Annotated in this window: 11 protein-coding genes; 9 read left to right on the plus strand and 2 right to left on the minus strand. The window is 53.0% G+C overall.

Annotated elements, in window-relative coordinates; translation table 11 throughout:
* Positions 1–49 precede the first annotated feature (49 nt).
* From cls to ACFQ2I_RS14750, 4 genes are all read left to right on the plus strand, one after another.
* Complete coding sequence (gene cls, locus ACFQ2I_RS14735; RefSeq protein ID WP_377565261.1) at positions 50–1,498, plus strand: cardiolipin synthase; 1,449 nt, start codon at positions 50–52, stop codon at positions 1,496–1,498.
* 482 nt (positions 1,499–1,980) lie between these two features.
* Positions 1,981–2,376: a Fur family transcriptional regulator gene (locus tag ACFQ2I_RS14740; protein WP_377565263.1), complete on the plus strand. Its 396-nt coding sequence runs from the start codon at positions 1,981–1,983 to the stop codon at positions 2,374–2,376.
* A 46-nt stretch (positions 2,377–2,422) separates the two neighbouring features.
* Complete coding sequence (locus tag ACFQ2I_RS14745) at positions 2,423–3,883, plus strand: catalase (RefSeq protein ID WP_377565264.1); 1,461 nt, start codon at positions 2,423–2,425, stop codon at positions 3,881–3,883.
* 98 nt (positions 3,884–3,981) lie between these two features.
* Positions 3,982–5,325: a sodium-dependent transporter gene (locus ACFQ2I_RS14750; protein ID WP_377565265.1), complete on the plus strand. Its 1,344-nt coding sequence runs from the start codon at positions 3,982–3,984 to the stop codon at positions 5,323–5,325.
* Positions 5,326–5,379: 54 nt separating this feature from the next.
* Here the strand turns inward: ACFQ2I_RS14750 and ACFQ2I_RS14755 are convergent, their stop codons facing one another.
* The gene (locus tag ACFQ2I_RS14755; protein WP_377565267.1) at positions 5,380–6,192 is read right to left on the minus strand and encodes a hypothetical protein; all 813 of its coding nucleotides are present in this window, start codon (positions 6,190–6,192) and stop codon (positions 5,380–5,382) included.
* Between the two features lie 41 nt (positions 6,193–6,233).
* Positions 6,234–8,240 carry a M1 family metallopeptidase gene (locus ACFQ2I_RS14760; protein WP_377565268.1) on the minus strand — a complete coding sequence of 669 codons (2,007 nt, stop codon included), beginning with the start codon at positions 8,238–8,240 and terminating at the stop codon, positions 6,234–6,236.
* Between the two features lie 110 nt (positions 8,241–8,350).
* Here ACFQ2I_RS14760 and ACFQ2I_RS14765 point away from each other — a divergent pair, with 110 nt between their 5' ends.
* The 5 genes from ACFQ2I_RS14765 (at position 8,351) to ACFQ2I_RS14785 (ending at position 13,290) form a co-directional block, all read left to right on the plus strand.
* Positions 8,351–8,866, plus strand: coding sequence for a YwhD family protein (locus ACFQ2I_RS14765; RefSeq protein ID WP_377565269.1), 516 nt, complete (start codon positions 8,351–8,353; stop codon positions 8,864–8,866).
* A 176-nt stretch (positions 8,867–9,042) separates the two neighbouring features.
* A complete protein-coding gene (locus ACFQ2I_RS14770; protein ID WP_377565271.1) occupies positions 9,043–9,597 on the plus strand; it encodes an RNA polymerase sigma factor in 555 nt (184 codons plus the stop codon).
* Positions 9,594–10,202, plus strand: coding sequence for a hypothetical protein (locus tag ACFQ2I_RS14775; RefSeq protein ID WP_377565272.1), 609 nt, complete (start codon positions 9,594–9,596; stop codon positions 10,200–10,202). Before ACFQ2I_RS14770 ends, ACFQ2I_RS14775 begins: the two co-directional genes overlap by 4 nt.
* An 11-nt stretch (positions 10,203–10,213) precedes the next feature.
* Positions 10,214–11,458 carry a hypothetical protein gene (locus ACFQ2I_RS14780; protein WP_377565274.1) on the plus strand — a complete coding sequence of 415 codons (1,245 nt, stop codon included), beginning with the start codon at positions 10,214–10,216 and terminating at the stop codon, positions 11,456–11,458.
* Between the two features lie 566 nt (positions 11,459–12,024).
* The gene (locus tag ACFQ2I_RS14785) at positions 12,025–13,290 is read left to right on the plus strand and encodes a sugar ABC transporter substrate-binding protein (protein ID WP_377565334.1); all 1,266 of its coding nucleotides are present in this window, start codon (positions 12,025–12,027) and stop codon (positions 13,288–13,290) included.
* The last annotated feature ends 94 nt before the right edge of the window (positions 13,291–13,384 follow it).

Consider the following 13,384-nt stretch of genomic DNA (forward strand, 5'->3'; position numbering starts at 1 on the left):
CCATGAATATACTTGGTGGTAACTGAACTCCTGATGGGGGGCTTGCAGCATGAGCTTGCTTCAAAATTTATCGCTATTGATTATGCTACTTAATATTTCGCTTGCGGTGACGATCATTTTCCTGGAACGGCGCAATGCCACCTCTACCTGGGCGTGGGTCATGGTACTGTTCTTCATCCCTGTATTGGGCTTTATTATGTATCTCATACTGGGGCAGAAGATAAAGCGGCGGAAGTTGAATAAGCTGCTTGGCGACAATCAGCGCATCATTGAAGAGGAATACGGCAAGCAGATGGCGATGTTCGCTAGCAGGGGTTATCCTTTCGAGGACCGTGATTTTGCCAAATACCAGGATATGATCTATATGAACTTACTGTCCAGCTACGCGTTGTATACGGATAATAACGAGATTGAGATCTATACTGACGGCAACCGGAAATTCGATGCGCTGCTGGAGGATATCGCGGCTGCCACGCACCATATTCATATGGTTTACTATATTGTAAGGGATGATGCTCTGGGACGCAGGCTGGTCAAGGCGCTGGCGGAGAAAGCCACTCAAGGCATTGAAGTCAGATTTCTTTACGATCATATCGGAAGCTCAGCACTGCCCAGGCGATTCTTCCGCGAGCTTAGAGCTGCTGGAGGCAGGGAGGTAGCCTTCTTCCCCTCCAGAATTCCGTATCTCAACTTGAAAATTAATTACCGTAATCATCGCAAGCTTGTGATTATTGACGGCAAGGTAGGGTATATTGGAGGATTTAATATCGGGGACGAGTACTTGGGGTTGAATAAACACTTTGGCGAGTGGCGCGACACCCATCTGAAAGTGAAGGGAAACGCAGTGCTGCAGATGCAGGCCCAGTTCTTAATGGATTGGAACCTGGCGTTCCCGGGGAAAATCGAGCTTCTCGAACATTACTTTCCCGTAGGGGGCGAGAGACAAGGGCATATCGGCATGCAACTTGTAGCCAGCGGTCCTGATTCCGAAGAGCAGCAGATCAAGAATGCCTACGTGAAGATGATCTACTCGGCAGAGCGAACGATCTGCTTGCAGACGCCATATTTCGTACCGGATGAAAGTCTGTTGACCTCGCTTCGCATCGCCGCCCAATCCGGTGTCGACGTGCGTATTATGATGCCAAGCAAGCCCGATCACTTCTTCGTATACTGGGCGTCTCGCTCTTATATGGGAGAGCTGCTTGCCAGCGGCATCAAAGTATATTTGTACAAGCGAGGCTTTCTTCATGCGAAAACGCTTGTTATCGACAGCAAGGTGGCGTCAGTAGGAACCGCCAACCTGGACATTCGCAGCTTTAAGCTGAATTTCGAAATTAATGCCTTCATCTACGACCGAGACACGTCGAATCGTCTGATGGACATATTCCGACAGGATGAGAAGCACTGTCACCTGCTGACGGCAGAAGAATATGCGGCCCGTCCGTTATTCCAGCGGATGAAAGAGTCTGTCTCCCGACTACTTAGCCCCATTCTATAACACGATAAAAGGGATTCTGCTTATCTGCTGATAACCAGAATCCCTTTACGTTCTTGACTTGCGCCTATTCAATTTATTCAAACGCTCCAATCCACTGCTTGTACAGCACTTAAATGTGTTGTCACAGCTAACTTGTTTCCAAACTTTCTTCAATATGTTGTACTCTCTTCAATAATCCTTGCTCATCATTATTCCTTGCCCGGTATTTCACATCTTCATCTTCTGGCCGACTCGGATTCCCACATGCCCGATATGGTTAATACTCCTTTCCCTTGTGATAGGGCACGCTTCGCTAACTTACTTCAATGGACTATCCCCTTTCCTTTAAGTTAAGCTCATTATATATTATTATTTTAATTTTGTAAATATTCAGATAACAATAAAATCACATCGAGAATTGGTGGAAAATTGTCGAAAGTTGACGATGTCAAAGTGCATATTTATACTTAGTCTAAATTAAACGATAAAGGCGGCATGAACTTATGGCTGGGAAAATAAACTTAACTATACAGCGAAAAGCAATCTATGAAGTGGTGCAGCAGTCGCATGATCATCCCACTGCAGCTGACATTATTGAACGGCTAAGGAAGAAGGACTTTCAATTCGCCTACGGCACCGTCTACAACTCCTTGCGTTACTTGGCGGATGTTGGACTTATCCGTGAATTGAAGCTAGGAGAGGCGATCAGCCGTTACGATGCGCGGGTGGAAGAACACGGCCATATCGTCTGCAAGCAGTGCGGCCGTGTAGACGAAGTAATGACGGAGCTGCCGGGCGATTGGTTCAAGAAGGTACAGGGGGAGACCGGATACAAGGCACTTCATACGCAAGTGCTGGTAGAAGGATTGTGTCCGCAATGCGCAACGCCAACGTTATGACGGCATTCAGGTTATGTCTAATTATAATGCTAATGAGGTGTTGACGATGGATAAAGGGAACATGACGACTAATCAAGGCGCGCCGGTAGGGGATAATCAGAATTCGCGAACGGCCGGACAACGGGGACCGACGCTGCTGGAGGATTACCATCTGCTGGAGAAGCTGGCCCACTTCGATCGGGAACGCATTCCGGAGAGAGTCGTTCATGCGCGCGGAGCCGGGGCTCACGGCGTCTTCCGCACTGAGCAGGAGATGAAGGATTATACGAAGGCGCATTTCCTCAGAAGTGCTGGTGTAGAGACGCCTGTATTCGTCCGCTTCTCTACCGTGATTCACGGTACGGGCTCGCCGGAGACGGCTCGCGATCCCAGAGGCTTCGCCGTCAAGTTCTATACACAAGAAGGCAATTACGATCTGGTGGGCAATCATCTACCGGTATTTTTCATCCGCGATGCGATCAAATTCCCTGATATGGTGCATGCACTGAAGCCAGCGCCGGACACCAACATCCAGGACCCGAACCGCTATTGGGACTTCATGACGCTGACGCCGGAATCGACACACATGCTGACCTGGCTGTTCACCGACGACGGGACGCCGGCTACCTATCGGGAGATGAACGGATTTGGCGTTCACGCCTTCAAATGGATCAACGGGGAGGGCAAGATTGTTTATGTGAAGTATACATGGAAGTCGAAGCAAGGCGTGCGCAACTTGACAGCGAAGGAAGCGAGTGAGATGCAGGCGCAGGACTTCAACCATGCGACCCGTGATCTCTATGCGGCAATCGAGCAGGCCGACTATCCATCCTGGGAGTTGCATGTGCAGTTGATGCCTCCTGAGCATCTAGACCGCTATGCGTTCGACCCGCTTGATCCGACCAAGATATGGCCGGAGGATAGGTACCCGCTCATGATGGTCGGTACGATGACATTGAACCGCAATCCCATTAATTACTTTGCTGATGTGGAGCAATCGGCGTTCTCTCCAAGCGTTGTCGTGCCGGGCATTGAGCCGTCGGAGGATAAATTGCTGCAAGGGCGTCTATTCTCCTATCCTGATACACAGCGTTACCGCTTGGGTGCGAATTACTTGAATATCCCCGTCAATTGTCCTTATGCGCCAGTACGGAACTATCAGCGGGACGGAGCGATGACTACGAAGGTGGATGCCTCTTCGGTCAATTACGAGCCGAATAGTTCATCCGGCAGTCCTGTGGAATCGCCGGAACACATGGATTCCTACGTGCTCCTACAAGGCTTTGCCGGCCGGCGGAAGATCGATAAGACGGACGACTTCACGCAGGCGGGCGAACGATACAGGTCATTGGACGAGAAGCAGCAACAGAGCCTGATTGACAATCTGACGGGTGATCTCCAAGCGACTAACAGCGATATTCGTATGCGAGCAGTCTGCCAGTTCTATCGGGCAGATGCGGAGCTGGGCAAGAAGCTGGCAGATAGTCTTGGCGCTGATATTTCCTCTTTTGAGCAGCCTGACAGCTGAGAATGAGCGGTTCTCTCGTATCGACCAATAGAGTCGAATGATCGCAAATTGGTCATACTACCCACCAGTACTCTTATACTGGTGGGAGTTGTTGTGTAATGAGCGATAGTGAGATCAATCATGCCAGGTCGGACCGTTTCTCCTCGACAGGATTTATTCTGGCCGCTGTCGGTAGCTCCGTGGGATTGGGTAATATGTGGAAGTTTCCTTACATAACAGGACTTTATGGAGGAGCGGCGTTCGTGCTGCTGTTCATCTTCTGCATTTTGTTAATCGGATTGCCGATCTTGCTGGCGGAATTGACGATCGGCAGGAGTGGGAGGGGGAGCGCATCGTTGTCGATGGCCAGGCTGGGCGGGAGCAAAGCTTGGGGAGGCGTCGGCCTGCTGCCGGTGACCGCATCTTTCCTCATTATGGCATTCTACAGCGTCGTGGCGGGCTGGACATTGCACTATGCTATGTTATCTTTCAGCGGAGTGTTGACGAACGGTGCCAACTATGAAGAGTTGTTCGCTGCATTCGTAGGCAGCTGGGTGCCGATATGCTGGGAGTTCATCGTGACGCTTGTTACGGCGATGATTATTGTACGCGGGGTATCGGCTGGCATTGAAAGGTTCAACAAGCTTCTTATCCCGGCGCTAGTCCTCCTGTTAATTGTGCTGGCGATTCGCTCAATGACGTTGGAAGGGGCGGGGGAAGGGCTGTCCTTCTTCTTCCGACCGGACTTCAGCAAGCTTACGACAGAGTCAGCGCTTGTCGCGCTTGGTCAGGCGTTCTTCTCCCTCTCTCTTGGGATGGGTACGATGATGACCTACGGCGCCTATGTGGACAAGCGGCAATCGCTGGGTACGGCGACGCTGGCAATCGGACTGGGCAACCTGTTGTATGCCTTGCTAGCCGGACTAATTATTTTCCCTGCTATATTCGTATTCGGTATCGCGCCTACCGAGGGTGCTGGCCTTGTGTTCGTGGCATTGCCGGCAGCTTTCGCGGCGATGCCCTTCGGTAGTCTGATCGGGGGAACGTTCTTCCTATTGCTGGCGCTCGCTGCGATTACGTCGGCCGTCTCGGCTCTGGAAGTGCCTTCGGCATTTGTTATGGACGCGTTCGGATGGAGCCGTTCGACGTCGGTACTTTTCATTGCCATACTCAGTTTTCTTGTGGGAGTGCCATGCTCCTTATCGTTGAACCAAGAAGCGGAATGGTTGATCATCGGTGGGCAGTCCTTGTTCAATGGGGTTGATTTCGTTGTGACGAATGTACTGCTGCCGCTGTCGGGGCTTATTGTCACGATATTCGCGGGATACATATGGAAGGGGGCGCGGGCTGAAGCCGGCCTGCACCCCGGATGGCTACGGTTATGGCTATTCATGTTGCGCATCGTGTCGCCCGTGCTGGTGCTGCTGGTACTCTTGTATTACACGGGGGTTCTTAAGCTGTAGGGCGAGTGGCAGATGAGCCGGCGCCGCAGGTCGCCTCTACCAAGGAAGCGCCTGCTACTTCGATTGCAGGCAATTATACTGTGAGGCGATCGTCCATACTTTGATCAAAGTGCGAAGAAGCGGGAAGCTCTGATGCAAGATGAGGGCAATCAATCCTGCCATCCATACAGACAGGCCGGAAATGACCATGCTGAGCAGCAGCCCGCTTCCCCACATCAGCAGGGAGAGGGACGCATAGGATAGGAATCGGCTAGCGGCCCTGCCCAGTGTGCGGAACATGCCGTCGCCGGTGACGGCGCCGAGTTGCATGGCTAGGAAGAGAAGCTGCAGCAGTCCTGCCCATAGCAGCCAGCAGGCGGCGCCGAGCAGTATGCCTGTCGCCAGATCTGCAAGGGACGTACTGTGGAGAACGAGCTCCATGCCCTTCGGCAATAGCCAATAAGCGGGAGCCAGCACTAGCGCGCTCTCCAGCCAGTAGAGCAGCATGACCGGCTTCCAGGCTTTGCGGATGCCTTCCAGGAAGCGGGTGCCGCCGCCATCACGCATCTCATGATGCAAGGAATAGTATAAGCCCGCATTGAAGAGCGGGGTGATCAGCATGCGGGCGGCGAACAAGCCGCCTATGACCCATAGATAAGGGGTAATCAGCTCCGTCTTGAACAGATGGAACTGAGCCTCCGTCATGAAGGGATGCAGTGCATGCTGCGAGGAGGGCGTGCCGGGAAATCTCCTGAGCAGCGGAGCTACCGTCGAGTCAATCAGACGGTACAGAATAACGCCCCATAGCAGCTGGTAAAGGAACAATAGCAGCACAAGGTGCATATGCTTCGATGCAAGCCGCCAGCCTTGCGCGATATGCGATCTCATCGTGATCACTCCTGTCGGGAAGTTGGTGAATGGCATCGGATCTACCAGCCGAGGGAACGGAGCAGGCCCTCCAGCAGCTTCGTCGCGGCGAGGCTCCAGCGTGTGCGTGATTCCGTCTCCAGCTCCGCCATCATGAAGTTGTTAATCAATTTATTATCCAGCACATTCGTATGCTGCGGATCGATAGATACCCATTCCAGCGGAGATGAGGACAATTCTGTATATTGAATATGGGCTTCTTCTGCTCGCCATTCCTTCGTCACTTCTGTCCCGTCCGCGAATCGCATCACGATGGGAATAGAACGGTTGCCGCCGCCGTGGCGCTTGATGAGCACGGTGGATTCATAGAGCCGCTTGCCGTCTTGCGACGTCTCTCTGGTCGTAATCGCCTCTACGGAGAAGTCGGCCATTCCGTCGCCATAGACGAATTGATTGAAGTACTCCGTCCACTTCGTTTTGGTCACTAGCTCGACCGTACGCTGGAAGTCCGCCGTGGAAGGGTGCTTGAATTTGTATTTTTGGAAATAAGTGCGGAGTATTCGCTGCATTAGCTTGCTGCCAACCTGTCGCTCCATGTCCAGCAGCACCAGCTTCGCTCGAATATAGACATTCTCGGCATACTGGGAGTGGGAGTTATACGTCCACGAGGTCTGCTTCAGCGGCGCCGGATCGGTCATATAGCTGGACTCTACTCTGAGATTGGGAGTGACGCCGTAAGCGGCCTCCATGACTTTGTCTTCCGCATATGAGGTGAATCCTTCATCCAGCCAAGCTTCCTCGAATTCGTTGGATGCTACCATGCCATACCAGTATTGATGGCCGATCTCGTGAACGATTGTGCGCTCCAGCTCGTAGCCGGGATTGTCCTTATCTGCGGCGAATGCCGTCACGAGCGTGGGATATTCCATCCCTCCTGCGCCGCTTGCTCCCTTGGGCGGGACGACAATGGACAAGGTGCTGTAGGGATAGGAGCCGTACCACTTCGCATAGTTGGATAATGCGGACTTGGCGGCGTGTATGTACCGTTCCTTCAGTTCGGCATGCGCTGGATCGACATACAGCTTGATTCGTACCCCGGGAATGCCTTTATCGGAGTAAGCGACCTCCTCATAGATGAAGTCTGGTGATGCGGCCCAGGCGAAGTCGTGCACATCCTCGGCGTAGAATTGGAAGATCTTCGAACCGTCTTGCGTAATGGCTGGCTTCGTCTGAAGCCCCGTAGCCGCCACCGCATAGCTCTGGGGGACACGGATGCGTACGCTGTATACGCCGAAGTCGCTGTAGAACTCTGAATTGCCGTGATATTGATGGACATTCCATCCCTCCGTCGTCCGATTGCGAACCCCTTCAGTCTCATAGACGGCGATCTTGGGGAACCATTGGCCCGCCATGACGAAGTTGCCGGAATACCCCATGCGGGCGAACACTTCAGGCAGCTTCACCTCGAAGCTCATGCGCAGCGTAACGGACTTGCCCGGCGACACCGCTTCGGGCAGCCGGAGCCTGGCCAGCGTATAGTCATGAGCATTGCCGTCATCCGGACGTGTGTATTGCAGCCTTGGCAGCAGACTTTCTCCTTCCAGCGTCTGAAGCGTGAGTAGCTCAATGTGACTGCGGCTGTCCGGCGTCGCTCGATCCTGCCGCAGCTTGCCCCCTGATTCGCGCATGAAGGTGGATTTGCCTGACTGGAACGCGTTAGGATACAGATGGAAGTAGAGCTCGGACACTTCTTTTTTACCCGGATTCGTCCAGGTGACGGATTGCTCGCCATCCAGATGCTGTCCATCCTCGCGCAAGCTTACGCTCATGTGGTATTCCACGATACGTTTGCTTAACGGCTGGAGCTGTGTCGTCTGATCCGGTGATGGCGCCTTCGACGGCGGACCCGCCGAACTCGGAGAGGGCGCCTGCTTCGTCTGGGCTGTTGGGGCGAGGGCGTATGTATACTTGGACTGCCAAGCGGTTCCGAAGCCGGATTGAATGGATAGAATGAGCATGATCACTGCAAGTGCTCCGATTGCAATTGATTTGACATGGTATGGAGACATTCACGATTCCCTCCCGTTGACAAGCATCTACAGCATGTATATGTTTGCATTTCCAAGATTATTAGCTAAAATGGAATTATTGTACGGGAAAGGCGGGAGATGAAGAACGTATGACTGAAGAGCAGAACAACACACCTAAGCCGGAGAAGAAGTCACTGTCGCTGAACGTTGTTAGCGGCAAGAAGCATAGAGGATTCGGCGCCGGCTCCATTGACCTCAGCAATGTAGCCTGCGTCATGATTGATAATGGCGAAGCTTATATTGACGTAGGAGCGATGCATGCCAAGAGTAAGATTGAGCGTGGCATCAAGTTCACCTCCAACAAGGAGGACACGCCGAACGGCCGCCAATGCTGGATCGTCTGGGTGGCGGTGGACCGGGACGAGGAGGGCTCCTTCTATGCCGGAGCGACGGCATGTGAGATGCTCATTGACAGCGAAGCTCGTCGCGGCTGGAAGATTCTCGCCGACCATGTGAACCGGCTGGATTACTCCATCAAGCGCAGATTCATGTTGGATAATCTGGGTGAGGGCGATAAGGCGGCGCTTCGCAAGCTGCTGATGGAGCATAATGCGGAATGGTGGGAGCGTTCGCCGGATGAGCTAAAGAATGCTCTGAACGGGTAAGCGAATGTGGAACGGGCCTGACGGCGAGAAGCCGTCGGGCTTTTTTAGTGTGAACGGAAAAAATGCAGCAGATGCAGCGAAATTATGTAGCAGGTGCAGGGGAAAGCGTGGCGGATGACGTCTATTAGGACAGGAAGGGAGGGAGCGATATCGAGAATACGGATTGGATCAGGGCGGTGCGCGACGGCGGTCCGCAAGCTTATAGGCCGTTCGTGCAGACGTATGGTCCATATTTGTACCGTACGGTGTACGCTGTGCTGCAGTCGCCGCATGATGCGGAGGATGTGACACAGGAAGTGCTGCTGCAGATCTATCGCTCCCTCCCGGACTGCAGGCTGGAAGGCTTCAAGACGTGGATTACCCGCATTGCGGTTAATCGGGCGATTGACTTCAAGCGGAAAAAAGCGCGAAGACCTGAGCAGCTGATGGAGGATGGAGAGAGTGGTTGGGGGACCGGGGTAAAAAGAAGAGAAGCGGTTCCCCCTCCGCAAGTGCTGGAAAGGTCGGCCGAAGACATGGCGATCAGCCATGACGAACGGAGCAACATTAGAGCGCTTGTGGAGCATCTTCCGGCCAACTATCGTGAAGTGGTATACGCCTACTACATGGAAGATAAAAGCTACGAGCAGATTGCGGCGGAAACGGGATTGGAACGGAAAAGCGTGGAGTCGAGACTGTATCGGGCGCGAAACTGGATGAAGCGGCATTGGCGGAAGGAGGATTTCGAATGAAGGACAACGTGACGCATTCGCATATAACGATGGCGGATATGCTCAAGTATCTGGATGGCATGCTGGATGGCGCATATCGGGATAAGGTGGACGGCGCTCTGGTGTCATGCGAGGAGTGTCTGGCCGTGTTCATGGCGGCTCTGGAAGCGAAGGATTCCCGTCAGGGCGATGAGAATGACGAAGCGGTCGATTCACCTTGGATACTCGCTATGCCCGATATGAAGAAGATGGCGGATTCCGTAATCGACGGACTGTTATGCGAAGAGGGTGAACGGCTTGGAAGCAGTGAATATGCGGAAGGCGGGAACAGGCAGGACAACTCCGACAGCCCGATTGTCCATACAACGGTCAGACGCCGGACTTGGCTGCAGCATCCGGCTGCCCATTACACCCTAGCGGCTTCCATTACCTTAATGCTGCTGGCATCGGGGGCATTCGCCGGATTGTCGGAGAAGCTGCGCGAGCTGGATATGGCATCAGGCCATGTTCCAGGCTATGAAGCGTTACATGAACCTCAGGAGATACCGGAGCCTTCTTGGTCGGAGCGTATGTTGAACCGAACGGGAAGCTGGATTGACCGTATTCAGTCCGCCAGATTTCAATAGAAGAAGAGAGGATGGAAATGATGAAGGTGCCGAAAAGTCCGTTAGTCGCATTTTGGCTTTCTTTTATACCCGGTGCAGGTCATGCCTATCTTGGACGCATGTGGCGATTTTTGCTTTATGCTGGAGGCTTCTTTGGTCCAATAGGTTTGGGGTTTCTCGGCCTGCTCGTTAGCGGAGGGGATATCGGAGGAGACGTTCTCGCGTTCCTGCTGTTCGTGGCGGCTGTATTCGCCATTGTCAATATGATCGATATGATAGTGACCATCATATCCGGGAAGGTAACGTCTGTGGAAGGAGAACGCATCGTTCCGCCGCCCGCGCCTGCCGCTTACGCCGCGAGTGCATACGGATCTGCGTCGAGCGGGGGCGCTGCATACGGGTCGGCGCCGAATGGCGGCACTGCGTACGGTGCCTCGCAAGGAATACCGCATGCCTCGTCTGCTATCGGCCCAGTCTACGCCTACGAGCAAGAGGAAAAGAGCCGGGTGATCATGCTGTCCATTATACCGGGTATCGGTCATATGAGCCTGGGTCTTATGCAGAGAGGGATTACGTTTTTGATTTCCTTCGTCGGGCTGTTGTCTATCATCCTGTTCCTCAGTGTTGTCATGGGTTCCGGTGCGGTGCTGATCTTCTTGCTGGCACTGCCGGTCATATGGGCATACAGCATATTCGATGCCATCGGTCTCGTGAACGCCAAGCAGCGCGGAGAGGTGCTGGAGGACCGCTCCCTGTTCATACAGGTGGAGAAGCATATGTCCGGGCAGAAGAACAGAGCGCTGGCTATTGCTCTTGCGGTCTTCCCGGGAGCGGGCCATCTGTATCTCGGCCTGCAGAAGAGAGGGCTTCAGCTGATGGGCGGGTTTCTACTGGCGATGTTTATGATGGACAGCTTGCGCCTGTCGCTGTTCCTCTTCCTTCTGCCGTTATTCTGGTGCTTCGCTTTCTTCGATGCCGTGCAGATGACAGCCCGCTACGAGAAGCAAGAGCTGCAGGATGAGCCGATCCTCTCCCAGCTGGTGCCTTATCAGCGCTGGTTTGGCGTATTGCTGATTTTGTCCGGCGCTTATTATTTGTTCGACCGTATTGCGGCGGAATTGATTACGCAGTACTTTCATCAGTTCCAGAATGAGTATTACCGGATCAAATATATGCTTCCGACTGTCATAACCGCATTCCTCATAATCGTTGTCGGCTTGCGTCTCGCCTTCGGCGGGAAGCAGGCAAGCGAGCAAACCGGCAAGCACAAGGGCTGAACCTCAATCTGCTCATTGTGGAAGGGCTGCCGCTGCGGGTTCTGAATGATATCGAATAGCAAGTTTCTCACCTCGAAGGCATAGCGGTGCTCTTGGCTTGCCGCTGAAGCGGGAGCTTGCAGCGGCTGCTCATGGAGAATCGTCTGACACTATCTAGAGACAGCGCATGCAGTACGGTTGAAGACTACAGCCACTTCCAATCGCTGTTCACGAGGACGTAGCGCCTCCCAGTGATGCAAGCTTAACCAAACATGAAGGGCAATGAAATTGTGACTAATTTTAAACGTTTCGATAAAACGTTGTTTTCCAGTTGAATACGATTACAGAATCTTATATAATAAAATCGAAACGTTTAGATAGTGTGAAACATGTGAATGAAACCTCTCATTCTCTTTTTTTTACGCATGATCGAAACGTTTCACCAATGCTGTTCAATGGTTAAAAAGGGTATGCATTACAGTGAAAAGGACAATCTATCAGAGGAGGGAGAGGCGGCATAACGATTCATATAAGCTTAATCTGGTTATAGGGTTATATCTACAAAACGACATCAATGAGAGGGGTAGATAAGTGTGAATAAATCAGTCAAAGTTACAACGGCGGTATTGTTGAGCGTAGGTCTTCTTGCAGGTTGTGGCTCTAATAACACTAACAATGGCGGAACCAATACTGGCGAGGGAACGAAAGAAGAGAAAGTAACCTTGAACGTATGGGGAATGGGCGAGGAGGCCAAAGCGCTGCCGACAATCGCTGAGGACTTCACCAAGGAGAATCCGAATATCTCCATTAAAGTGCAGGCGCTGCCATGGGGGCAAGGACATGACAAACTGCTGACGGCAGTTGCTTCCAAGAAAGGGCCGGACGTTGTGCAATTGGGCTCCTCGTGGACGCTTGAATTCGGAAGCGCAGGCGCACTTGCCGACATGGCGCCGTACATCGAGCAGTATCCGGAATTGAATATGGACAACTTCTTCACCGGCGCAGCGGAAAGCGCGCAGATCGACGGGACAATTGTAGGCATTCCTTGGTATGTGGACACTCGCGTTCTCTATTATCGCACCGACCTGCTGAAGGAAGTGGGCTATGAGCAGGCGCCTGCAACTTGGGAGGAGCTGTCCGACGCAGCACAGAAGCTCGCTGCGCGAGGCGAAGGCCAATACGGCATCAGCATCGATCCGAAGGAGCAGTCGCTGGGCTTCATGTTCGCGCGTCAGAATGGCGCGGAATGGTTCAAGGAAGACGGTCAGCCTAACTTCACGGACGCGAAGTTCGTGGAAGCAGTAGAATACATCGCCAGCTTCTACAAGAACGGCTCGGCACCGAAGGATCTGGGGCTGGACATTATTCCGGCGTTCAACGAAGGCATTACGCCGATGTTCATTAGCGGGCCTTGGATGATCAAGCTGATCTCCGAGCAGGCTCCCGAGCTGGAAGGCAAGTGGGGAATGGCCGTTCTTCCGAACAAAGAGAACAATATCTCTCTATTGGGCGGCTCCCATCTGTCTATCTTCGAATACTCCGAGCACAAGGATGCGGCTGCCAAGTTCGTCGCTTATATGAGCAAGCCGGAGACGCAGCTGAAGTGGCACGAGTTGTCCAAGACGCTACCATCCACAACAGCGGCATGGGAAGCCGATGTGCTCAAGGATGATCCGCAACTGAGCGTATACGGCAAGCAGTTGGAAGCGGCAATGCCGATGCCGGTTATTCCGGCATGGGAGCAGCTGGGCCAGACTTATGTGAAGTACTTTGAGAATATTTACCGCGCGGACAAGGACGTTGCGGAGATGATGGAAGCCTTCAATCAAGAGGCGGCCAAATTAATGAAATAAAGCATGACTTGCCAGTCATGACAATTGAGGGGAGGTGTGCCGGCGCTCGGAGCCGGACTCCTCCTTCTTCGTCCAAACATGCCGCGGGCATAAG

Source organism: Paenibacillus chungangensis (assembly GCF_042675905.1).
Lineage (GTDB): Bacteria > Bacillota > Bacilli > Paenibacillales > Paenibacillaceae > Pristimantibacillus > Pristimantibacillus chungangensis.

Bases quoted from the DNA above. Each gene is read 5' to 3' on its own strand.
- ACFQ2I_RS14745 (WP_377565264.1), top strand. From the start codon at position 2,423: ATGGATAAAGGGAACATGACGACTAATCAAGGCGCGCCGGTAGGGGAT.
- ACFQ2I_RS14775 (WP_377565272.1), top strand. From the start codon at position 9,594: ATGAAGGACAACGTGACGCATTCGCATATAACGATGGCGGATATGCTC.
- ACFQ2I_RS14750 (WP_377565265.1), top strand. From the start codon at position 3,982: ATGAGCGATAGTGAGATCAATCATGCCAGGTCGGACCGTTTCTCCTCG.
- ACFQ2I_RS14780 (WP_377565274.1), top strand. From the start codon at position 10,214: ATGGAAATGATGAAGGTGCCGAAAAGTCCGTTAGTCGCATTTTGGCTT.
- ACFQ2I_RS14740 (WP_377565263.1), top strand. From the start codon at position 1,981: ATGGCTGGGAAAATAAACTTAACTATACAGCGAAAAGCAATCTATGAA.
- ACFQ2I_RS14755 (WP_377565267.1), bottom strand. From the start codon at position 6,192: ATGAGATCGCATATCGCGCAAGGCTGGCGGCTTGCATCGAAGCATATG.
- ACFQ2I_RS14765 (WP_377565269.1), top strand. From the start codon at position 8,351: ATGACTGAAGAGCAGAACAACACACCTAAGCCGGAGAAGAAGTCACTG.
- ACFQ2I_RS14760 (WP_377565268.1), bottom strand. From the start codon at position 8,240: ATGTCTCCATACCATGTCAAATCAATTGCAATCGGAGCACTTGCAGTG.
- cls (WP_377565261.1), top strand. From the start codon at position 50: ATGAGCTTGCTTCAAAATTTATCGCTATTGATTATGCTACTTAATATT.